Source organism: Cohnella rhizoplanae (assembly GCF_948329515.1).
GTDB lineage: Bacteria > Bacillota > Bacilli > Paenibacillales > Paenibacillaceae > Cohnella > Cohnella rhizoplanae.
This window is the reverse complement of sequence record NZ_CAOJCN010000015.1, coordinates 1-24,214: the sequence shown is the minus strand read 5'-3', so window position 1 is coordinate 24,214 and position 24,214 is coordinate 1. Positions and strand designations below refer to the sequence as shown.

Genomic DNA, 24,214 nt, shown 5'->3' with positions numbered 1-24,214 from the left:
AACCGGGTTCTCGGTCCTCGGACATGGTGCGGATTCTCAGTTGCGCGGAACGGATTGCCGGGTATAGACCTATATACGGTCGGCAATATCTTCGCTATTAAGAGTCGCGATAGGTTGGAAATGGACGATAGAACAGGCAGGAGGAACCCGATATGCAATGGCAGGGAAGAAGAGGCAGCGCGAACGTGGAGGACCGGCGGGGCATGAGCGGCGGCGGCAAGCTGGTCGGCGGCGGCATCGGCGGGATCATCGTGCTGGTGATCGCGCTGCTGTTCGGCGGCGGAGACGTGGGCAGCATCCTGAACAATATGACGGGCACGACGACGAGCTCGGTCAGCGATACGCCTTACCAGGGAAGTCAGGAAGAACAGGAGCTCGCTCAATTCGTGTCGGTCGTGCTGGCCGATACGGAGGATGTGTGGGGACAGCTTTTTGCGGAAAAAGGGTTGACGTACGAGGACCCGAAGCTCGTCCTGTATTCGGGCAGCGTGCAGTCCGCCTGCGGCACCGCGGGCTCGTCCGTAGGACCGTTCTACTGTCCGGGCGACCATAAGCTGTACATCGACCTCAGCTTTTACGACGAGCTGAAGACCAAGTTCCAGGCGCCCGGCGACTTCGCCATGGCTTACGTGATCGCGCACGAGGTCGGGCATCACGTGCAAACGCTGCTCGGCACGACCAATATGGGCGCGAAGCAATCCAACGCCCAATCGGTGCGCACGGAGCTTCAGGCGGATTACTTTGCCGGCGTATGGGCGCATCACGCGCAGGATATGAACGTGCTCGAGCAAGGCGATCTTGAAGAAGCGATCTCGGCCGCTAGCGCGGTCGGCGACGACACGCTGCAGAAGAAGGGGCGGGGCTATGTCGTGCCCGAGAGCTTCACGCACGGCACGTCCGCGCAGCGGATGCGATGGTTCCAGAAGGGCTTCGATAGCGGCACGATCGAGGGCGGGGACACGTTCAGCGCCAAAAATCTGTAGATTTGCAGCAGAAGGGTGAAGCCGCCGGGCGATGCCGGCGGCTTTTTGGCGTTGATGGCCGCGCCGATGCCAAGCCTCTCGTGGCCGCGCCGATAGTGACATTTGGGCACTAATGCTACCTTCCAGCCCCCCGATGTCACGCCGATAGTGACATTTGGGCACTAACGCCACCTTCCAGCCCCCCGATGTCACGCTGATAGTGACATTTGGGCACTAACTCCGACGTCAAGCCCCTCGCGGCCGCGCCGATAGTCACATTTGGGCACTAACTCCGACGCCAAGCCTCTCGAGGTCACGCCGTAGTCACATTTGGGCACTAACGCCACTTCCCAGCCACCGATGTCACGCCGATAGTGACATTTGGGCACTAACGCCGCCTCCACACACTCATGGCCGCGCCGATAAGCGCATCCAAGCCTTAACGTGCCACCCCAACTTCGTAATTTTGCGCCTAGAACGCCCATAAACGCACATCGCCATGGAATCGTTTTCATTTTACGATGATTAAGATTCCATATTATGGGGAGGCCACCAGACCATGTCCAGTTGGAGAAAATGGCTCGCGGCGTTTATGACGGCGCTGCTGATGCTCACGTCGGTGCCCGCGTTCGCGGCGGAGACCGCGCAGCAGGAGCCGCAGCGATTGCAGGAGGCGGACGCGGGAGGTGCGGCCAGCGCCGCGCCGGCCTACATACGCATCAAGAATAAATGGCAGGGCAACTACCTGTACGAAGGCTCGGACGGCACCGTGCGCTACGGGCTGACGGCGCTGGACGACCCAGCTTCGCAGTGGCTGCTCGAGCCTGCCGCCGGAGGGACGCGCATCCAGAACCGCGCTACCGGCCACTATATCACGATCGCCGAGACGGCGAAGCGCCGGGATGCGCTCGTCGCCCGCGAGATCGCGGTGAGCACGGCTGCGGACCAATGGCGCATCGAGGACGCTAGCCGTCCCGGTTACAAGGTCATCAAGAGCGCGACCGCCGAAGCCAGCGCCAACCTCGTCATCCACGAGGAGGATCAGCTCGGGTATGCGGAAGCCAGCAACGATATCAATATTACGTTCGAGAGTCCGCAGTGGATGTTCGAGCCGGCAGAGTCTATGCAGCCGGTGCTGATCGTGAATGAATACCGAGCGGATCAGTTCTTGTACGAGGCGGCGAACCCGGAGGAAGGGCGTACGAGGAACGTCGCCGCCTACGGCAAGATCGATCCGACGGACCCGAAGGCGCATTGGTACGTAGAGGTCGAGTCCGGCGCGAGCGGCGAGGCGCAGACGGTGCGCATCCGGAACCGGGCGACCGGCGCTTATCTCGAACAGTTCGACGCGGACAACTACTGGCGCAGAATCGAGACGGCGCCTGCGGCCGCGTCCGCGGCGCAGCAGTGGACGATCGCACCGGCCGCGGCGGAGAACGGCGATCCCGCGCCGGGTTACGTCTCGATCTCGAGCGCTGCCAATCCCTTCTACGTGCTCAACACCCAATTCGAGGATACGTACGCGCGCTCCAACGATTGGTCGGTGGCGGGCCGGAGCAACGCGCATTGGAAAATCGCGCCCGCCTACGACGTCAAACCGGTCCGCATCGTGAATTACACGACGGCCGACGTCGGCACGGACTATCTCTACGAAGCGGAAGGCGGACTGCTGAAGCACGGCTCGCTGGCGGCCGGACAGGAGAGCGATCTGGCTTACCAGTGGATCGTCGAAGACCAGGACGGCAAGAAGCGCATCCGCAATGCCGCGACCGGCGGCTATCTGGCGTCAAGCGATCCGCTCGCGGTTCGACCCGCCGCGTCCGTGTCGTCCGCCGTCTATCAATGGCAGGTCGCGCCATCGGAGATGTACGACGACTACATGAATATCGCCGCCGCCGACGGATCGGGTCTTCTGCTGCTGCAGGACGGCATCTTGCGCGCGGGTGAATCCGATCCGGACGCCGACGCCGCGCAGTGGCTGTTCGAGGATCCGGACGCGCGGACGGGCGGATCGCCGCAGTACGTGCGCATTCAGAACGAATGGAAGCCCTTCGTCTGGTACGAGGACGTACGCGGCGACTTGAAGTACGGCAATCCGCGCACGGACGGACGGGACCAATGGCTCATCGAAAAGTATCAAGGCCGCAAGCGGATCCAGAACCGCGCCACCGGCCATTTTGTCAATCTGCAGGACATGACGGACGGCCATATCCGCGCCACGAACGTCATGGACGATTGGACGAGCGCGATCTGGGTCGTCGAATCGCTCCCGGGCGGCTCCAAGCTGATCTACAACGTGGCGGACCGGGTGAAAAACCAAGAGGTCCAGAAGCTGGTCAACCTGCAGAATCTGAATAAGTACGCGGAATATGCCGAGATCAACCGCAACTGGGGCAGCCCGCGCTGGACGCTGATCCCGGTGGACGACGCGGGTCCGTCGCACCTGCGTTTCCTGAACAAAGAAGGTCAAGCGCTCTACGAGGAAACGGACGGCGGTGCGGCCGGCAAAGTCGGATACGCGGACCTTCCGGAAGCCGACATGCGCGCCGTGTGGTATATCGAGGACGCGGGCGGCGGGGCCAAGCGTCTCAAGAATGTCGAGACCGGCCGCTACATCGCGATGGAAAACATGGCGGGACATGAGACGGAGGACGCGCCGAGCATACCGCTCGCTACCGAGGCCGTGATCTATGAAGCGTGGGGCAGCGCCAAGTGGTACCTGGAGGACGCTACCGAGCCCGGATATACCGCGATCCGCAGCGGCTGGGCGGGCCATTACATTTATACGGACGGCGCTGGCGGCACGAAGGTGAGCAAGACTGTCAAGTCCGGCGGCGGGGACTTCGCCGACAGCGCGCTGTTCAAAGCGGAACCGGTCGAACTGAAGCCGGCGGCGCCCGAAGGCTACACCCGGATACAGAACCAAGCGAACGGCCAGTATTTGTACGAAAATCGCGGCGGCGTCGTTCTATACGGCAGCATTGCCGAGAACAACGGGTACGGTCATTGGCGGCTCGTACGGCAGGACGGCGCGACCCGCATCGAGAACCGGGCGACCGGGCACCGGATGACGCTGACCCCCGACTACCGCTACATCGTGAGCTTGCCGGCATCGGACGACGCGGGTAGTAACGCCGACTGGTCGATCGAGGCTTCGGCTGCTTCCGCCGGCCAATGGCTGATCCGGAACCTGGCTGCCGGCTACGACGACGAGTACGTCCATACGGACAACGCCGCCGGTTATGCGGAGCGCGGCCTCGTGCCCGTCTCGTTCGGAACGGCGAGATGGAGCTTCGTAGGGGCGCCGGCAGAATTCGAGACGCCGGAGGACGGCGGCGCTACCAATACTGACACGGCGACGCCGATATCGGACGATACCGCCTATACGCGGATCGGCAGCGGCGGCGCGTGGCTCGCGGACCGCGGCGGGACGATCGAGCTGGCGGACGAGAGCGGCGCGGCCGCGCAGTGGCTGCTGCAGGACTTCAACGGCCGCAAGCTGCTCAAGAATCGCGCGAGCGGGCGGCTGCTGGCGCTGGATCAAGCCGGACGGCCGATCGCCGCGGCCGAAGAGACGCGGGGCCGGGCGAGCGCGCAGTGGGAGGCGTTCGAGACGCAGGGACTGCTTGAGCTGCGCAATGCCGCGGATCGCGAGGGGCTATTGCTCCATGCGGACGGCAGCGCCGGCTACGGCGCCGCCGCGGATGCCGGGCAAGGGCGCTGGATCTACGAGCGCATCCCGGGAGACGTCGTGTACGAGGCGGAAAAGGCGTTCATGGGCGGCGACGTGTCGGCGCTTGATGCCCTGGCGGGCTATACCGGCTACGGTTATGCTTCGGGTTGGGCCGCCGGCGCCGCAGACGGCGAACAAAGCGCACATGCCAAGCTCGCCTTCGCCGTCAACGCGCAAGCCGCGGGAGACTACGATGCGGTCGTCCGCTACGCCAGCCCGGGCGCATCCGCCCCGACGACGCTCGCCATCGCCGTCAACGGTCTCTCCGCCGCCGGCCTCGCCCTCCAGCCGACCGGCGCCGCATGGTCGACGGCGACGCTGCGCCTGACGCTGCGCGAGGGCCTGAACACGATCGCGCTGCTGCCATCCGGCGCGGATACCAGCCGTGCGACCGGGCTCTCCGTCGATTCGCTGACGCTGAAGGACAGCGTCGCGCCGGCGTACCGCGGCGCGACGACCCCGTACGCGACCTACGAGGCGGAGGACGCCGAGACGAACGGCGAGCTGCTCCGCGCCTCCCGCGCGTACTATGATCCCGCCTCCGAAGCGTCCGGCCGCCGGGCCGTGAAGCTGAGCGAGACCGGCGATTACGTCGCGTTCACGCTGGCGCGTCCGGCCAACTCGATCGTGCTTCGCTACTCGATCCCCGATAGCGTAGACGGCGCGGGCCGCACGGAGACGCTGGGATTGTACGTGAACGGCGAATTCAGGCAGAAGCTGACGCTGACGTCCAAGTATGCCTGGGAGTACGGCAGCTACCCTTGGTCCAACGATCCTACGCAGGGCAGCGGGCACCGCTTCTTCGACGAGATTCACGCCCTGATCGGCGACGTGCCTGCCGGCGCCAAGATCGCGCTGAAGAAGGACGCCGACAGCGCCTCTCCTTTTTACACGATCGATCTGGCGGACTTCGAGCAGGCGGCGGCCCCGCTGGAAAAGCCGGAGGGCTTCCTGTCCGTGGACGACTACGGCGCGGCGCCCGACGACGGCCTCGACGATACCGCGGCGTTTAAGCGGACGATGGCGGACGCGCGGGCCGAAGGCAAGGGCGTATGGTTCCCGGCCGGCGAATACGAGCTTCGCGACGGTCTGCTCGATCTGGACCGCATCCAGCTCCGCGGCGCGGGCATGTGGCACACGCAGCTGACGGGCGCCAAGTTCGTGGGCAAAGGCGATGACGTCGGCGTCTACGACCTGCTCATCGACGGCGACATCAACGTGCGGGACGACGAGGCGATCACCAACGCGTTCCACGGCGGCTTCGGCCCGGGCTCCGTACTGCAGAACGTCTGGATCGAGCATACGAAGGCTGGGCTGTGGCTCACCAAGGTGAAGGACGGCGAAGCGTATACGCACGGTCTGCACATGGTCGGCCTGCGCATGCGCAACCTGATGGCGGACGGCATCAACTTCAGCGTCGGCACGACGGACAGCATGCTGGAGCAGAGCGACGTCCGGTACCCGGGCGACGACGGCATCGCCATGTGGTCCACCGACGGGCGCTCGAGCGTGAACAACACCGCGCGCTTCAACACGGTGAGCCTGCCATGGCTCGCCAACAACATCGCCGTCTTCGGCGGCACGGACAACCGGATCCAGGACAATGTGGCCAAGGACACGATCGTGAACGGGTCCGGCATCACGGTATCCACGCGGTTCAACCCGCTGCCGTTCGCGGGGACGACGGTCGTCGAGCGCAATACGCTGATCCGCACGGGCAGCTACGATACGGGCCTGCAGACGAATCTGGGCGCGTTCTGGCTCTTTGCGGATACGAAGAATATGACCGGCGAGATCGTGATCAGGGACAATACGGCACTGGACAGCACGTACGCAGGCGTCGTCGTTAGCGGGACCCAGGCGGTATCGGGCAGGCTGCTGCTGCAAAATCTCGCGCTCGACGGCGCAGGCACCGCCGGCGTGCAGATCGCGCCGACCGTGACGGGCGCGGCCGAGATCGACAATGTCATCGTGCGCGGCGCGAGAATCGCCGACGTCGCGAACGCCTCCGCCGGCTTCGCCCTACGGGAGGTCAACGAAGGCTTCGCTTCCGCCGCCAAGCCGTTCGCGGCGGCGTCCGCAGGAAGCGGGCCGAACGGCTTCGCGCTGACCGCCGGCGCTTCGCTGGCGATCAAGGTGACCGACGCCCAGGGCAACGACGTGACGGCGCAAGCAACCTTCGCGACGGATCATGCGTCCATTGCAGCAGTAGATTCCGGGGGCGCATTGACCGGCATCTCGGCGGGAGAGACGCGCCTGCACGTCTCTTACGGAGGTACGGAGCGGATCTATACGGTCAAAGTAGAAGCGGCGCAGCTCGTGAACCCGCCGGTATCGGGCGGCGAAGGCGCGGCAGCATCCGCCGATAGCGCGATACGGGCTGCGGCGGCAGCCAACGACGCCAAGCTGAAGTCGGCGACCGGCGGCGGAGTGGCGGTGAATACGGCTGCCGACGGCACCGCGCCGTTCACGGCGCAGGCGCTGCTCGCGGCTGCGGCGGGCGAGCCGGACGCCGTCCTGACGATTGCGAACGGCGACGCGACGTACCGGTTCCCGCTGTCGCTGGCCGTCAAGCTTATCCAGGATCGCGGTTACGATCGGGATCCGCAGGCATTGTGGATCTTCGACGTCAAGCCGCTTGAGGGCGTAGCTGTATCCCCGATCCGGGAGGCGGGGGTCCGTCAGGGACTCGAGCTGGTCGCGGATCCGGTCGAATTTTCCGTCGAATTACGCGGCGGCGGCAAGACCGAGACGATCGCCGACTTCGGCGGCGTCTACGTCGACCGCACCATCAAGACGGCGCGCCGTCTCGACGAGGCGTCCGTGACCGCGGTCGTCTACCGGACCGCCCCGGACGGCACGGGATCGTTCGTGTACGTGCCTGCGCTGTTCCAGGCGAGCGAGGACGGCGGGACGGTCGTCACGATCCGCAGCCCGGGCAACAGCGTATACGCCGTCGCAACGCACGCGGCCCATTTCACGGATATAGCGAATCATTGGGCCAAGCAGGAGATCGAGCGGATGGCGTCGAAACTTATCGTCAAAGGCATCGGCGGCGAAGCGTTCGGACCCGGGCGGAGCATCACGCGGGCTGAATTCGCGGCGCTCCTCGTCCGCGGCCTCGGCCTGCGGGATTCCGACGGCGGCGACGGCGGCAACGATTTCGAGGACGTGGCCGACACCGCCTGGTATGCGGCCGAGGTGCGCACGGCGGCCCGGTACGGGCTCGTCCGCGGCTTCGAGGACGGCAGCTTCCGTCCGCAGGCGACGGTCACCCGCGAGGAGATCGCGCTCATGGCGGCGCAGGCGCTGAAGCTGGCGGGCGCGCCCGCCTTGACGGACGCGGCATCCAAGGCGGCCGCCGCGTTCAAGGATGCGTCCGACGTTCATGCCTGGGCATCCGAAGCGGTCCGGACCGCATCCGCGCTCGGCATCGTCAAGGGCATGCCGGACGGCAGCTTCGCGCCTCGCGCGACGGCCACCCGTGCGGAGGCCGCCGCGATGCTGAGCCGCACGCTGCAGGCGGCCGGTTTGTCCAACGCAGCTGACTCATCATCAAAATGATCGAATACGGAATGCGCGTCTTCGCTCCGATGCGGGGATGCGCATTTCTTGCCGGTTAACGGCCGCTAGCGCCCTCGCGGCGCCATGGCCGTCCGGGCGCCGCGCCGCTGTCGCGAGATCTAAGGGATCGCCGGGGGGAAGCATGAGAAGAACGATAGGGGTATGTTTGTTGGCGGCGCTGATCTTCATGCTGTACGCAGGAGGCACCTCCGCCGTATATGCGGAAGAGGCTGCAGCCTTGGTGCGTAACGGCGGCGCGGAGAGTCCCTTGGATGGGAGCGGACAGCCCGAAGGCTGGACGCAGGAGGTGTACGCGTCGGATGCGAACGGCGCTGCGGTCAGCGCGTTGACGGTCGGACGGGACGGCGGTCATAGCGGCCAAGGTTATCTAAGCGTCTCGAGCAACGCGGAGAACGACGCGCGCTGGATACAGACGGTAGCGGCTGAGGCCGACACCGTCTACAAGCTGTCCGGCTGGATCCGGGTCGCGGGCGGACTCGCGGATCGCGCCGGCGGCAACCTGTCCGTACTGGGCATCGCCGCCCCGTTCCCGGCGATCGGCGATACGCACGGCGAATGGCGTCCCGTCGAGTGGTACGGCCGGACGGGTCCGGCGCAGACAAGCGTCACGATCGCGGCGCGGCTGGGCAGCTACGGCAGCCTGAACAGCGGCCGCGCGGACTTCGACGACATCGCCATGGAAAAGCTGGCGGAAGCTCCGGCCGGAGCGGTCGTCATCCCGCTGTGGCCCGAAGCCTACGGCGGGGCCGCGAACGGCGGTGATCAGGCAGGGGGCGGTCATGGTACTTACACCGCGATGATGTTCCTCCTGGCCGCGGCTTACGCCGGGCTCGCCTGGGCGATCGTCGCGTATCTGCGCCGCGCCGGCACCGTCGCCGCGAGCCTGCATGAGAGCGGCAAGGGCGCAGGGACCGGGACCGCGCTGCTGCTGTTCGCGGGCGCGCTGCTCGTCCGGGTCGCCTGCGCGCCGATGATGCAGGGACATCCCATCGACGCGCTCGATTTTTACTTTTGGGCGAATCATGCGTTCGAGGCAGGGCTGCACGGGTTCTACACGGCCGATATCTTCGTGGACTATCCGCCTGGTTACATTTACGTCCTATACGTCGTCGGCATGCTGCAGAAGCTGATGGATATCGGGTACCCCTCCGCCGGCTCGGCGCTGCTGCTCAAGCTGCCCTCGATCGCCGCCGATCTCGCGTCGTCGTACATTCTGCTGCGCATCGCGCGTCCGCGCTTCGGGGCCGCGGCGGCGGCCGCGACCGCTTCCTTATATTTGTTCAACCCGATGGTTTTCCACAACTCGGTCGTGTGGGGACAGATCGATTCGTTCCTGGCGCTGTTCATCCTGCTCGCCGTGTGGGCGATCGTCGCGGGCAAGCTTCCTTATGCCGCCGCCGCCGTCGTCGCCGCCGTACTGATCAAGCCGCAGGCGATCGTCGCCATACCGGTGCTGCTGCTCGCGCTCGCCGTTCGCCGCAGCCGCAGGGCGTGGGGCGAATCCATGCTGTACGGCGCCGCCGTCTTCCTCCTGCTCGTGCTGCCGTTCTCCCTGAAGCAGCATCCGGGCTGGATCGCGGAGCGTTACCGCGCGATGTTCGACAGCTACCCGTACGCTACGCTCAACGCGGCCAACCTGTACGGCCTGCTCGGACTTAACGGCGTCAAGGTGACGGCCGCGATGGCCTTCTGGAGCAATCTGTCCGTCGTGCTGATCGTCGCCTTCGTCGTCTGGCTCGCCTGGCGCCATCGCAAGCTCGAGGCCGCGCCGCGATGGACGTACCTCGCGTACTTGACGTTCCTGCTCGTGTTCATCCTCAAGACCAGCATGCACGAGCGTTACGGCTATCCGGCCGTCGCGCTCGCGCTGCTCGCGTTTATCCTGCTCAAGGACCGGCGCATGCTGTGGATGTTCCTCGGCCTTACGTTCACGCATTTTGCCGACGCGGCTTACGTTCTCTATTTCGGATTGGATAAGAACTATTACCTGCAGAACGCGGACGGCTTCTTCCGCTTCCTTTCGCTCTGTAACCTGGCGATCGCGGCTTATGCCGTTTACGTCGGTTGGACGCTGAACAAGGGCAAGGCGCTCGCGGCAGCGCCGGTTGCGCCCGCCGCGGCGGCCGGGGGCCGAGGCCATAGCACCGGCAAAGGCGGCAAAGGCAGCTTCCCGTCCAAGTCCGCGCCGGCCCGGCCCGCCTTCGAGACCGCCGTACCGGCGTCCGACGCCAGGTTTTCCCGGCTCGACCGGTTGCTCGTAGGCGGACTGACGCTGGCTTATGCCATCATCGCGCTCGTGAACCTCGGCTCCATGCGCGCGCCCGAGTCCGGCTGGACACCCGCCGCGCCGGCCAGCGCCATCGTGTACGACTTCGGCGAGCCGCAGGCCGTCGCCTCCGTCATCTGGTTCGGCGGTACGCGGGACGAGGGGCGCGCGGAGGACAGCACGATCGAGCTGTCGCAATCGGCGGACGGCACGAACTGGACCAGCGCGCTCTCGTTTAAGCTGAACGGCGGCTCCGTCTTCCAATGGAAGGAGCAGCCGGTCGCCATCAACCAGCGGTACGTGCGGGTCTCGTCGTCGACTGCGGGCTGGACGCTGTACGAGCTGGCCTTCCGCGATGCGCAGGGCGGGCGACTGACGCCGGCCAAGACGAGCGAGGGAGGCGACGCGCTGCTGGACGAGCAGGGCGACGTGCCCAAGAAGCCGTCCTATCTCAACAGCATGTATTTCGACGAGATCTACCACGGCCGCACGGCCTACGAGTTCCTGCACCATATCGAGCCGTACGAGACGACGCATCCGCCGCTCGGCAAGGGCCTAATGGCGCTCGGCGTCTCCCTGTTCGGCATGAACCCGTTCGGCTGGCGGATCATGGGCACGCTGCTCGGCATCGCGATGATCCCGCTCATGTACCTGCTCGCCAAGCGCATGTTCGGCCGCACCGAGCTCGCCTTCGCGGCGGCGTTCCTGCTGACGTTCGACTTCATGCACTTCACGCAGACGCGCATCGCGACGGTCGACGTTTACGGCGTTTTCTTTATCCTGCTGATGTATCTGTACATGTACAAGTATTACGAGCGGGCTTTGGCGGGAGAAAGCTTCCGCCGGGTCGCCGTGCCGCTCGCGCTGGCGGGTCTGTTCTTCGGTCTCGGCGCCGCGAGCAAGTGGATCGATATTTATGCGGGAGGCGGACTTGCGGTCGTGTTCGCGATCACGCTGTGGCGGCGCCGGTCGGAGCGTTCGTTCCTGCTGCGGACGGTGCTGTGGTGCGTGCCGTTTTTCCTGGTCGTGCCCGCGCTGATCTACACGGCGAGTTATATCCCGTTTTTCCTCGTGCCGGGTCCTGGCCACGGGTTCCACGATATGCTGACTTTTCAGAAGTTCATGTACAACTACCACGCGCATCTCGTGGCGACCCATCCGTTCGCTTCGAGCTGGTGGGAGTGGCCGCTGATGGTGAAGCCGATCTGGTATTACGGCGGCTCCGTCGCGGCGGGTCAAGTGTCGAGCATCGTGGCGATGGGCAATCCCGCCGTATGGTGGACCGGCATCGCCGCCGTCGCGGCCGCGATCTTCCTGCTCTTCAAGGGCCGGGCGCGCGATCCGCGGCTCGTCTTCCTGCTGATCGGCCTGGCCGCCCAGTTCCTGCCGTGGGTCGGCGTGACGCGATTGACGTTTATCTACCATTTCTTTGCGAGCGTCCCTTTTGTGATCCTTCTGATCGTGTACGCATTGAAGGAAGGCAGGGATCGCGGACTGCTCGCGCGCGGCCATGTTTACGGCTATCTCGGCGCTTCGCTGCTGCTGTTCGTCCTGTTCTATCCGATCCTGTCCGGTATGACGGTGGATAAGTCTTATGTCGCCCATACGCTTCGTTGGTTCAAGTCCTGGATTTTTAACGGCTGAGGAGGGCGGGGGGCGCATGGCATCGGAGAAAAAAGAAGCGGCCGCCTGTCCGCTCTGCGGCGGACCGAACGGCTGCGCGATCGAGGCGGGGCAGCAGGCGGAGTCCTGCTGGTGCATGCGCAGGGCGATCGGCGAGCGCGTGCTGGAGCGCGTTCCTCCGCCGCTGCGAGGCCGCGTCTGCGTCTGCCGGGCTTGCGCCGAGCGCGGCCGGGGCGCCTCTATTTGAAGCCCGTTCCGCAGAAAAGCTGTCCGGCCATTCATGGCGCGGACAGCTTTTCTTTTTGGGCCTTGCCGCTTGCGTTCCGCACCCATTCCTCCGCGAGCCGGAGATCCTCGGGCGGCCGATGCCCGCGCTGCAGCTCGGCGATGGAAAGCCCGAAGTCCATCTGCAGATGCGGATAGTCGGGGAAGCTCTCCCAGTCGCCGCCCCAAGCGAAGCCCAGCCGCTTGGCGATCGCGACGACCTCCATCCAGTCCGATTGCCCATTGCGGTTGCCGTCGTATTCCATGTCCCAGAGCGCGTCGCCGTTCTTCGCGCGAATCGCGAAGTCGATGGCCAAGCCGTAATTATGGTACGACTGGCCGCCTTTGGCATTCGTCACGATGGCGCCCGGCGCGCTCCGTCCCTTGCGATAGAGCGCGTCCTGCTCCGTCTCGCTGCGAAAACCGTCCGTGATCGCGATCCGGATGCCCTGCGCTTCGGCCTCGGCCTTCAACGTCTTCATCTTCTCGGCGACGATCGGGTGCAGAGCGACGACCGGAGGCACTTCGCTCCACAGCTCGGCGGGCAGCAATAATTTAACGGCAGGCAGGTTCGCGGCGACGATCAGAGCGGCTGCGGCGCATGCGGCCAGCAGCAGGCGACTGCGCCGGCGGGCGGGGGAAGCTCGCCTTCTCGCCAGCGATGCCCCGGAGGGTTCCAAGTTCATATTTCCCTTCCTTTCGAATCTATCTTTACTTCCTAGTATTCTCCGATACGCGATCCGTAATCCTATCGTTCTATTATAAGCGTGAGGAGCGATCAAACCCAGCCTTGTAAGCTACCGGCTTGACTGAAAGCACGCCTCCCTCGAAGACAGAGGCAGGAACGCAAAGGGGTGACTCGGCCATGATTGTTTCCGCGCGCAGGGACGACGATCATCGCATTGATCAGTTTGGTCGCGGGGTTCTTCATCCGCCGCGTTGCGCGAGAGCGCGCATGCGATTATTAAAGTCTTGCCGATCGCGCAATGAAAATTTGACGTAGAAAAGGCCATCCGACGTTGGATGGCCTTTCTTTGTATGGTTGTGAAAGCTTGGGGAATTTGCGGCATATTTCGGATAAAAGAGTTACTTTGATACTCATAGTCCGTCGACTCTGCCTGGCATCTGCGATTAAATGGAAATGCGGCATGGGGGCCAACAAGCCCGAGCTCGCGATCGATAAAAAGGAAGCGGTGGCGAACGGCGATTTTCCGTGCTGCTCGATACTGTACCTAAAACATGGAAAGGAGAGAGATTGTGTGAATTCGCCTAGCTTTAAAAAGATCGGCATGCGATGGATCGCTTGCCTGATGATCGTATCGATGCTGAGCGGCAGCTTGTTCGCTGGATGGACGCGGACGCAGGCCGAGGAAGGCGTGCCGGAGCAGCTGTCCGACATGCTGAGGACCGAATTGCTTACGGCGGCAGCGTTGCCGGCATGGAATCATCTACAAAAATTATTCGACTATACAGAATTCGATTCGGTGGAAAATGTGAGGATTACGCCCGACGGACGTTATGTCGCGTACCTCCAATACACGGACTTTGGGCAGCATTCGACGCTCCGGCTGTTCGACCGCAACAACGGTACGCAGGAGCCGATCTTGCAAGACATGTCGGGCTTTGAGGTCTCCAAGTTCGAGATGACGCCGGACGCCCGTTGGTTCGCTATCATCGGCGGGGAGAGCGTTTTTGCCCAGCAAAACCTCTATCTGTTCGACCGCACGACGAAGGAAATGACCCTGATCACCAAGCAAACGGGCGGTACCGCGCCTGCGACAGGGAAGACCGATAACCCTTCGATCAGCGCGGACGGCCGCTATGTGGCTTACGATTCCAGCGCCGCGGATCTCGTCCCGGGCGATACGGACACTCGCGACGTGTTCGTATACGACCGCGACAGCGGCACGAACGCCATGATCAGCGCGGCCGCCGATCTCGAAGGGGACGACAGCGAACGGCCTTCGATCAGCGCGGACGGGCGCTACGTCGCTTTCGAATCCGATTCCCAGTCTCTCGACGCAAGGGACGACGACTCTTACAGAGATGTCTTTATCCACGACACCACGACGGGGACGAACCATCTGATCAGCATGCCGGTCTCAAGTGAACTAGACGGGGAAGAGAGCCGCAACGCGAAGATCAGCGCGGACGGCAACGTCGTCGCATTCGAGTCGGAAAGCGTCCTGACGCACGACGATAATGATAACGGGCTCAAGGACATCTACGTCTATCGTACGTCCAGCAATGCCGGCGGGAATGCCATCGAGCGCGTATCCGTCGCGCCGGACGGCTCGGAGCTGGCCTATGATAGCGTTGAGCCGCGGATCAGCGCGGACGGTCAATACGTCGTTTTCGATACGACGCTCGATTCGTCGGATATCTCGCAGTCGTTGATCGCGATGCTGGATCTGGGCATCACGAAGGAAGCGACCGTGAACGTCGACGACCCCAAACTGAAGCTGCCGATTGCGGACCTCTTGATCAGCGACGGCGCGGAGGTCGCCGTATTCAGCGCAGGTTATGGCGAAGGCGACCCGGACGACGGGACGATGCGAGTGGGGTTGTTCGTCGCTTCCATAGAGAAGCCCGACGACGGCGCGCCCGCGTGGCCGGAAGGCAGCAAGCTGGAAGCGAGCGACGTCCGGCCCGACCGGGCGACGCTGACCTGGACGCCGGCAACGGCTGTAGGCGGAGTCAAGGCGTATCGCGTATTCGCGAACGACGAGCAGCTTGCCGACGTTGACGGCGGCACATTGACGTATACGGCCGAGGCGCTCAAGCCGGCTACGGTTTATATTTTCCGCGTCGAGGCCGTAAACGGGAATGACGTCGCGACGACCGACGGCCCCGCCGTCCGCGTAGAGACGCCGGCCGACGACCGGACGCTCGAGCTCAGCTTGGCGTTCGACAAGACGACGCCGGATCGGCTGCCGAAGCTGGGCAGTACGATGACGATCCGGGCAAAAGCGATCGCCGGCCGCGCGATCGCCGCCAAGATCGCCTACGAGACCTGGCTGGACGCGTCGGACGACCGTCTGCCTGCGCCTCGCACGACCGAGTCGTCGGTCGATCTGGTCGAGACGAACTCGGGATCGGGCGAATACAAGGCGACGTTCCCGGTGAAGGAGGGCATTTCCGGCATTATGTCGGTGACGGCCGTTATGCAGGGGGCTTCGGGCGGACCTGTGGAGAAGACGGCAGCAGGCTTGCCGGTTGTCATTCCGGGCAATCTGCAGGTTGCGTTCGACAATCCGAGTCAAATCGAACTGGAAGACGCCTATGTAACGGTATCCAATCCGGACGGAGAGGGCGCGTCGGTGAGGCTCGCGGACGCCGAGTCTGTCAAGCTCGAGGGATTAAAGCCCGCCGAGGATTATACGGTCTCGCTCATGTCGCGGGACGGTAAAACGCTCGGCGTGCAATCCGACGTCGAGGTGTCGGCAGGATGGACCTCCACGTTGACCTTGACCGTCAAGCAGCCGGTCCGGCTGACGTTCGAGGTTCGCGACACGGACGGCAAACCGGTGCCCGGCATATACGCGGAGCTGTGGGACGAAGCGCAGGAGAACTATGTGACGTCGGCCGTGACGGACGAAGATGGCCGCACGGACCCGATCGAGCTCGAGGACGCTGCGCCCAAGTATACCGTGAAGGCCGTTCTGGAAAATACGGCGTACGACGAAATGACGCCGATGACGTTCGAGGTCGTCGGCGGCGATCAGGTGATCAAGCTGATCTTGGAGCGCACGCCCGAGGGAAAGCTGAAGGGCAGGGTGCTTGATCCCAAAGGCCAGCCGGTCGCGAATGCGCTCGTATCCGCCACGCAGATGCATAAGGGCAAGCCGGTCGTCCGCAAAGCATACACGGGGCCGTCCGGCGCCTACGAATTAACGCTGTTCGCCGGAGAAGCCGCGATCCAGGCGGGGAAATCTTCGTTTAACTATTTTTCCGAAGAAGGCCTGAAGGCCGACGTCGTCAAAGGCGAGACGAAGTCGCTGGATATTCCGCTGTGGACTTTCCCGACGGGGCAGGTCACGTTAAATGTCCACCTCAAGCCGATCGGCGGCGATTGGGTGGGACCGATCGATATGGAGGCGCTCCGGTTCAGCGCCACGCTGAAGGGAAAAACGAGCAACCGCGTCAGCTTTTTCCACAATATCGTCATGCTTCAGGGCTTGCCCGGCGATAACGTCGAGGTATGCGTAAATGGCGCGATGACGCGATCGTTTATGCAGTGCACGCATGTCGTACTGGATGCCAACGCCAATGCGACGGCGGAATTGTGGGTCGAAGAGAAGGGCGGGTTCGTTAGCGGCGGCTTCGACGCCAATGTCGACGTATGGACGAATGTGTCGCTGTACGAAGTCACCGGCAAGGGCCAGGCTTATGTCGATTCCCAAAGCTACCGCGGGGGGAGCTTCCTCGTACACGCACCGACGCCGGGAACCTACAAGCTGGAGGTCACGCGCAGAGACCCGGATACGAACGCGCTGTCCGCGGCAACGGCCCAAGTGACCGTTCGAGAGCGGGAAACCGTTAACGTCGGCAAGCTGACGTTAACGCCGGCCAGCTACTTCACCAGCTCGAGATACAACGGCTTTATGGCGGAGCCGAGCGAGGTGTCGCCGGGAGCCGTGGCGAACTTGCGGGCGTACTATCAGAACGGCGCGAAATACGCGATCGGCGGCGCCGTGCTTCGCGTGGAGCTGCCGAACGGCATAACGCCTGTGTCCGAGAACGGCGAGGTTCTCGTTCGCGTGAACGGCGAGGCCGGAAGGGCCGTCGTGAAGGACGGAGCGTTGGAAGTCCAGCTTGGCGACATTGCCGCGTACGAGAAGGGGACGGTTATTTTCCAGGCCAAGCTGGCTCCGGACTATAGCCAAGGCCGCGCGAAGCTGCCGGCCCGGATCGCGGGCACATCCGAGGGTAAAGCAGTGGACGAAGCGATAGGCACCGCCGTGCTGGAAGCGCCGACGGTCACGATCGAGGCGCCGGAGACGGTCTCCTCGTCTGTCGTCAAGGTCGGCGGGCTCGCGCCGGCGTCGAGCCGGGTCAACATTTATGACGAGCACATGCTGCTCGCCACGGTAAATGCGACATCGGCCGGAACCTGGCAGAGCGATATCCAGCTGAGCCCGTCGGGCAGCTCGGATGTGCACCTGCTATGGGCCGAGGCGGTGACGGGCGATCGAACGATTCGCACGCAGCAAAAGTTGGTGAGCTACGACGAGGCGGCGCCGACGCTCCAAACGATCGATATGGTCCAGTATCCGGATGGCAAGTGGGTACGGCTGGAAGTCGCAAAAGGGTTGGTGCAGCTGCCGTACACGGTCGTGCCGGGCAACCCGTTCGCCTTCGTCCTGAAGTTCGACAAGCCGGACCGCGTGAAAAACGTGAAGGTGTACCTGGGCGGCCAAATCGGCCAGCCGGTGACGGCCGAGAAGCGTGCCGACGGCGAATTCTGGGCGACGGTGCCGTCAACGCCCAATTCGCTCGGCAGCTTGTACGTCGCCTACGACACCGTGAAGCCGAAGGCCGTGATCACCAAGGAGATCCCGACCGAGGCAGAGACGAACGCGCTACTGCCTCCTGCATTCCGGAATTTCAAAATCGCCGAAAAAACGCCGTTTGCGTTAAAAGACGACGTTTACGCCGGACGCGCCGTGTTCGAATTCCCCGAGGAGGAGGATATACGGCTCGAAGCGAGCGAGCGCATCGATCTGACGCCGACCTCTTACTTCCCGACCGTGGAAGAGATCGTTCAGGCGGAGGCGGAGGGCATCCCGATGTACAACGTCACCTTCGAGACAATGGAGACGGAGAACGGCATCGAGGTGAGCATGAAGGGTTATATGCCAAAGGGGTACCTGTTCCCCGCGGACAAGGTGCGATCGGGCGTGCGCGCGCTGGCCGCGTTCGACGGAGATGGATTGGACCCGCTGGAGGTTCTGGAGGAGATGGGCATCGAGACGACGCCCTACCAACAGGGAATGATCCAGGTATCCAGCGACTACAAGATGATCTCCACGGAAGCTTCCGATCCGCTCTTCTCGATTAAGGATCAATACGAGGGCTACAAGGGCTATGCCGGCAAAGTGATGAAAATCATGGAGAACATCGAATCCTCGACGGTCTGCCCGGAAAATATGGAGGCGACCGGCGAACAGGCGGGCAAGGCGCTGCTGGCGACGGTCGGCGGCGAGATCGCGAAAACCGCGCTCGGCGCCTGGACGGGCGCGATGATGCTCGAGGGACCGATCGGGTTCCTGGGCGGCTACGCGAGCAAATACGTCACCAACAAGATTGACAGCTATGTCGACGAGCAGATCGGACTTGTCGGATCGGCGGGGCCGACGGATCCTTCGAGCTGTCACGACGACGACGAAGACCTCGAAGATCCGGAAGAAGAGAATATTTACAAGAAAAAACTGAAGAAGAAGGCCCGCATCAAATGGATCTACGATCCGAGCGGCTACGTGTACGAAGCGGTGCCCGCCAACCGACTGGAGCAGGTGAAGGCGACCGTGCTCTTCAAGGAATCGGGCTCGGGCATGTGGAAGGTGTGGAACGACGCGCCGGATTACGGGCAGATCAATCCGCAATACACCGACGCCCAAGGCCGATACGGCTGGGACGTCCCGGAGGGCGTCTGGAAGGTTGCCTGGGAAAAGCCGGGTTATGAGACGACGTACAGCGTGGAACTGAAGGTGCCGCCTCCGCACTTCGACGTCAATGCGGGGCTTGTCTCGAAGGCGCCGCCGACCGTCGTCGGGATCGAGGCGATCGCCGGCAGCGGCGAAGCCAAAGGCTATGTCGATGTGACGTTCAGCAAGTATCTGAAGGCGGACGCGGCGATCGCCGAAGGGACGATCGTCGTGACCGGTCCGGAAGGAGCCGTAGCAGGAACCGCTGCATATATCGAGGCGCAAGATGCAGGCGGCGCGAAGCTGGCACGCAAGGTTCGGTTCACGCCGAACGATGGCGTATTGGCGGAGGGAGCCGAATACGGCGTCGACATCCTGCCTGCGCCGTTCGTCAGCTACGCGGACGTGAAGATGCCGGTCGGTACGACTCAGACGGTCAAGGCCGTCGTCCGTGACGCGACGGGGCCGATGCCGACAACGGCGGAGGCGACGGGAGGCAACGCCGCGATCCGGATCCTGTTCAATGAACCATTGTCGCAGGGGGCGCTCCTTGCGCCAGAAGCGTTCACCTTGAGCGGCACGGACCGCACGGTTCAATCCGCCGTCGTACAAATGCCTGCCAAGGGCGGACAGACGCAGGCTGCGATTCTGACGCTCAGCGGACCGATCTCCGAATCGAACGGCGTCGAGATTCATCTTGCGGCCGGCGCGGCAGCCGATGCCCTCGGCAATCCGAGCGCCGAATCGACGCTTCGGCTGTCCGGCCCGAACGCCAGGCTGAGCGGGCTGGAGTTCGAGGGCGGCAAGCTGACCGAAGCGTTCTCCCCCGACCATACCGAATACACGGTGCAAGTCGGAGCGGACGCCGCGACGGTTAAGGTGAAAGCGACTCTGGCGCAAACGGGTGGCAAGCTATCCGTACGGGACGTGCCGCTCGCGGACGGCGAGTTCCGTACGGTCGGCATTCCGAGCGACGGTCTGATTCCGATCGAGACCGAGGCCGCGAATTACCCGGACATTCATGAGGTCTACACGCTAAAAATCGTGCGCGTCTCCGAACCGGGGCCGGGACCTGGACCGGGTCCCGATCCAGGTACGGGCAGCGGCAACGGCGGGCCGAATGACGGAGATCCCGCCGACATCGGCCGAGATGCCGAAGTGACGGGCAAGGAGGCGGACGGACGCAAGCAAGCGGTCGTCAAGCTGAAGGCCGCCAGGGTGCTGGCTGCGCTGAAAGCAGGGCAGGACAGAACGGCGCTGTACCTTAGGGCGCCTGCCGGGCACGATTCCTATGACATCGTCATCCCAGCCGAAGCGTATCGCGCGCTTGCCGGGGCCAAAGCGAAAGTGCTGCTCAAGGCCGAATCGCTCACCGTCACCGTACGCACGGATGGCTGGCAGGGCGTCGGCGACAAGACGAGGCTCGTTCACCTGATCGTCAACCGGGCTGCGGTCAGCGACGAATCGGCTTGGCTAGAACGCCTGCTAGCCGGCTCGAACGGAATGGAGGCGCGAACCGGACTGTACCGGTTGGCTCTGACGGCGGAAGAGGATTCGAATCCGATCCCGCTGGCCGCCAGTCAGCCGGATGCGCTCGTCGTTCAATGGGCCGGTACCGCGAACGCCGGCGCGAACGGACTGTACCGCTACGATCCGGCCGGCCAGAGCTGGAGGTTCGTCTCCGAAGCGCAGGGAGCTGCGGCGCTTGCCCTTGGCAACGAAGCGGACGGCTCGGCTTACTACGGCGGTGCGGTATATACGAGTCCATTTGCGGATATGGAGAAGCATTGGGCAAAGGCGGACATCGACTGGCTAGCCGCTCGATTGTACGTGAAAGGCGTGTCAGAAGATGCCTACCAGCCGAATCGAAGCGTGACCCGCGCGGAATTCGCGGCGCTGCTCGCGCGCATCTTCGGCGAGAAGGCACCGGATACGGAGGGCATCGCGTTTGACGACGTGAAGCCGGGCGACTGGTATTACGACTCGGTGCGGAAGGCAGCTGCCCTTGGCTTGATTAACGGCGACGGTTCAGGCAAGTTTCTGCCGAACGAACGGATTACCCGCGAGCAAATGTCCGTGATGGCCTGGAGAGCTTATACGAAGCTCTTGCCCGATGCGGCGGCGGCGTCGGATACAGAGATCGCGGCGCTGCTGCAGCCGTTCGCGGACAGAGACGAGATCAGTCCTTGGGCTCGCGCCGAGGCCGCTTCGGCCATCAAGTCCGGTCTGCTGCGCGGTGCGAACGCCAATCGGTTCGACGCGTCCGGCATTGCCACCCGCGCGCAAGCCGCCGTGCTGGTCAAGCGGATCGTCGAGCGACGGGACGCAGTCCATTAGCTTAATTTGAACGAATCGAATCGAAGGGACGCAAGGCGCGATGACCGCGCCGCCGGGCAAGATCGCGAGCAACAACGCCTTCGCGCCCGTCTCCTATACGTACGACGATAAAAAAGACAGCTTCACGATTAAAGCGTGCCTTCATCGTGCTGGGGACCGCGTGGCTGGCATGCCTGTTAGGATTGGCGCTTCGGCAGAACTGGGGATGGATCGGGCTTTTTGTATGTTCGGCGTTAACGTTAGGGTACGATCCATTCGGAACGGTTGGTTCTTTGATTATCATCGTATCGCTGGTCCTTAGAAAATCTCGAGGAGGGTATCCATGAACGGCTGATACCCATGATACGCTGATCTGTTACCCATGGCTACTATGGAACGAACCCTAAAGAAACAGAGTGACTGAAGGAGAAAAGACTCATGTTGATCCGCCAAGGAACCAGGATACTGCTATTAATCTGTTTCTTACTTTCCTATGCGGCCAGCTCCCCTGTGCACGCAGCTCAATCCACGGCTGTGAAGTCATCATCGATCAGTCGTCAGTTCGGTGCGGCACCTTTTGATCCAGAGCGGACGTTCGTAGCGTATAACAGTGACTTAAAAGTGCAGGAAAAAGGCGACTATACCATCGTTACCTGGTCGCCTATATACTCGCCCGATGGTCAGCACATTTATATGAGCGTGGCGAAAAAGAATAAGTGGCTCTTTCGCGGCAAAGAAGTGCTTACCTTTAATGAAACCGGCGACGGCTCATCGAAATCCATCGTTTTCGTGAACAACTATGTTTTTTTCGGAGATAAAAAGAGCCTTCAAGTCGCAACGGTCGATTTGGAAGACGGTCGGCTCGCAAGTCAAAAAACGCTGCATGTCTGGGACAAACCGGCGGATGCCTATTCAACGGCGAGGAAGTTTTTCCCGATTGATACGAATGACCGTTCAGGCGTAATCTATGAAACTGAAAAGGGGAAGTACGAGATTGTTTTCGAGGGCGAGCTTTCGAAGCCTTTGAAAATCGACGATCCGAAAAATAGGATAAAGGGCAACATCGGTTCGGAAATCGTCTTGACCTCGAAACGAGACCGTCTTATTTTCAGGGGCGCCGTTACAACCGTCTTCAATATCTATAAGAAAGACATGCAGTACGATGCGCGCGGGTACGATTGGATCTATCGGGGGCTTTCATTCTATGATAGCGGAAAATTTTATGCTTATGAATCCAGCGATCCTTTTTCCATCCAAGCCATAGACGAAAATTTCAAAGTGCTTTCAAAAACTTCATTTAAGGCTCCTGCCGCGTCCGACGGTTATTTTGCGGGCATCACCGTAAAGAGCAATGTTGTGAGGTTCTGGAACTTTAATGCTTACCAGGGCACAAATTCGCTGCAAGTCACGAATTTCAGCCTTGGAAAATAGGTGGAGTGTTGACAAATGAGAGTCAAATAATTATTGACTTCGTTAATGAGTTAGGCTATATTAAAAACAATTAAAAATGCATCGGCGTGTTACCGTTTACGGGCATGAGCCAAAGATCGAACTCCCTTCGGGGAATTTGGATCTTTGGCTTTTTTTGTTTCCTGCTTGCAAACGGATGCACGGCCGCCATGGGGGCTTGATGAGAGAGGGGACGCCGATAACGGCACCGTCATGGAGTTGGCGATTACAAAGAGACGAGATAGTGAAAACGAAAGACGACCGGTAAAGGGGATGAAAGATATGCTGGTTTTTTTGCAGAAAATCGGAAAGGCCCTTATGCTTCCCATCGCTTCATTGCCTGCCGCTTCGCTCTTGCTGCGATTCGGAAATATCGACTACGTAAAAGATCTTGGTCTGGGCAGTCATGTCGGGGGATGGTTGAACCATTACTTGGCGCCCTTCCTCAATGCCGGCGGTTCGGCGATATTCGGTAACCTCCCGCTGATCTTCGCCATCGGCGTTGCGATCGGGCTTGCGGGAGACGCTGTCGCCGCGCTTGCGGCCGTCATTGCCTATCAAGTGCTTGCGAACGTACTGGAGGCCGTGCCCGTCGCCTTTGCGTTCGTAGGAGAGGACGCCAAAATAAATATGGGGGTGATCGGCGGCATTATCGCAGGGCTTGTTGCCTCTTCCCTATACGCCAAGTACCACAAAATCAAGCTGCCCGATTGGCTCGGATTTTTTAGCGGCAAACGATTCGTGCCTATCGTGACTTCGTTCGCCATGGTTATCGTCGGTCTCGTCTTGGGCGTCATCTGGGTGCCGATTCAGCAAGGGTTGGACGTCTTCGGCAGGTGGGTGGTCGATCTGGGCGGCATTGGCTCCTTGATCTACATGGCTTCGAACCGTCTTCTCATTCCATTCGGCCTGCACCATATCCTCAACTCCATCGCCTGGTTTCAAATCGGCTCGTATACGGACGCGGCGGGCAATGTCGTTCATGGCGATCTGACGCGTTTCTTTGCAGGGGATAAGACGGCGGGCATGTTCATAACCGGATTCTTCCCGATTATGATGTTCGCGCTTCCGGGTGCCGCGCTCGCGATCATTCACACGGCCAAGCCGGAGCGGAGGAAAGACATCGCTTCCGTCTTCGGAGGCGCGGCGGTCGTATCCTTTTTGACGGGGATTACGGAGCCCATTGAATTTGCCTTTATGTTTGCCGCTCCGTTTTTGTTCGTGATTCATGCCCTTCTGACCGGTCTCAGCGGATTTATCATGACGGCGATGGGCGTGAAGCTCGGAGCGGGATTCTCGCAAGGGCTGATCGACTACGTCATCAACTTCCCGCTCGGCACGAAGCCGCTTCTCATTCTTCCCGTTGGAA

General features: G+C 62.3%; 8 protein-coding genes. 7 read left to right on the top strand and 1 reads right to left on the bottom strand.

Annotated elements, in window-relative coordinates; all coding sequences use genetic code 11:
- Positions 1-152 precede the first annotated feature (152 nt).
- The 4 genes from ypfJ (at position 153) to PQG80_RS19995 (ending at position 12,416) form a co-directional block, all read left to right on the top strand.
- Positions 153-983: a KPN_02809 family neutral zinc metallopeptidase gene (ypfJ, locus tag PQG80_RS20010; RefSeq protein WP_271753278.1), complete on the top strand. Its 831-nt coding sequence runs from the start codon at positions 153-155 to the stop codon at positions 981-983.
- A 538-nt stretch (positions 984-1,521) separates the two neighbouring features.
- Positions 1,522-8,259, top strand: coding sequence for an S-layer homology domain-containing protein (locus PQG80_RS20005; RefSeq protein ID WP_271753277.1), 6,738 nt, complete (start codon positions 1,522-1,524; stop codon positions 8,257-8,259).
- Between the two features lie 142 nt (positions 8,260-8,401).
- The gene (locus tag PQG80_RS20000; RefSeq protein ID WP_271753276.1) at positions 8,402-12,190 is read left to right on the top strand and encodes a glycosyltransferase family 39 protein; all 3,789 of its coding nucleotides are present in this window, start codon (positions 8,402-8,404) and stop codon (positions 12,188-12,190) included.
- A 16-nt stretch (positions 12,191-12,206) separates the two neighbouring features.
- The gene (locus tag PQG80_RS19995) at positions 12,207-12,416 is read left to right on the top strand and encodes a cysteine-rich CWC family protein (RefSeq protein ID WP_271753274.1); all 210 of its coding nucleotides are present in this window, start codon (positions 12,207-12,209) and stop codon (positions 12,414-12,416) included.
- 31 nt (positions 12,417-12,447) lie between these two features.
- On the opposite strand, the gene PQG80_RS19990 is transcribed toward PQG80_RS19995, so the two are convergent.
- Positions 12,448-13,119 (bottom strand): M15 family metallopeptidase, encoded by a 672-nt coding sequence (locus tag PQG80_RS19990; RefSeq protein ID WP_271753273.1) that lies wholly within the window; start codon positions 13,117-13,119, stop codon positions 12,448-12,450.
- Between the two features lie 573 nt (positions 13,120-13,692).
- Here PQG80_RS19990 and PQG80_RS19985 point away from each other — a divergent pair.
- The 3 genes from PQG80_RS19985 to PQG80_RS19975 form a co-directional block, all read left to right on the top strand.
- Positions 13,693-21,417 (top strand): S-layer homology domain-containing protein, encoded by a 7,725-nt coding sequence (locus PQG80_RS19985; protein WP_271753272.1) that lies wholly within the window; start codon positions 13,693-13,695, stop codon positions 21,415-21,417.
- Between the two features lie 417 nt (positions 21,418-21,834).
- Positions 21,835-22,827, top strand: a complete 993-nt coding sequence (locus PQG80_RS19980; protein ID WP_271753271.1) for a hypothetical protein — start codon at positions 21,835-21,837, stop codon at positions 22,825-22,827.
- Positions 22,828-23,127: 300 nt separating this feature from the next.
- Positions 23,128-24,214 (top strand): PTS transporter subunit EIIC (locus PQG80_RS19975; protein ID WP_271753270.1); only part of this gene is annotated, 1,087 nt, incomplete at its 3' end.

Coding starts and splice junctions, on each gene's coding strand:
- PQG80_RS19980 (WP_271753271.1), top strand. CDS start 21,835: ATGTTGATCCGCCAAGGAACCAGGATACTGCTATTAATCTGTTTCTTA.
- ypfJ (WP_271753278.1), top strand. CDS start 153: ATGCAATGGCAGGGAAGAAGAGGCAGCGCGAACGTGGAGGACCGGCGG.
- PQG80_RS20005 (WP_271753277.1), top strand. CDS start 1,522: ATGTCCAGTTGGAGAAAATGGCTCGCGGCGTTTATGACGGCGCTGCTG.
- PQG80_RS20000 (WP_271753276.1), top strand. CDS start 8,402: ATGAGAAGAACGATAGGGGTATGTTTGTTGGCGGCGCTGATCTTCATG.
- PQG80_RS19995 (WP_271753274.1), top strand. CDS start 12,207: ATGGCATCGGAGAAAAAAGAAGCGGCCGCCTGTCCGCTCTGCGGCGGA.
- PQG80_RS19990 (WP_271753273.1), bottom strand. CDS start 13,119: ATGAACTTGGAACCCTCCGGGGCATCGCTGGCGAGAAGGCGAGCTTCC.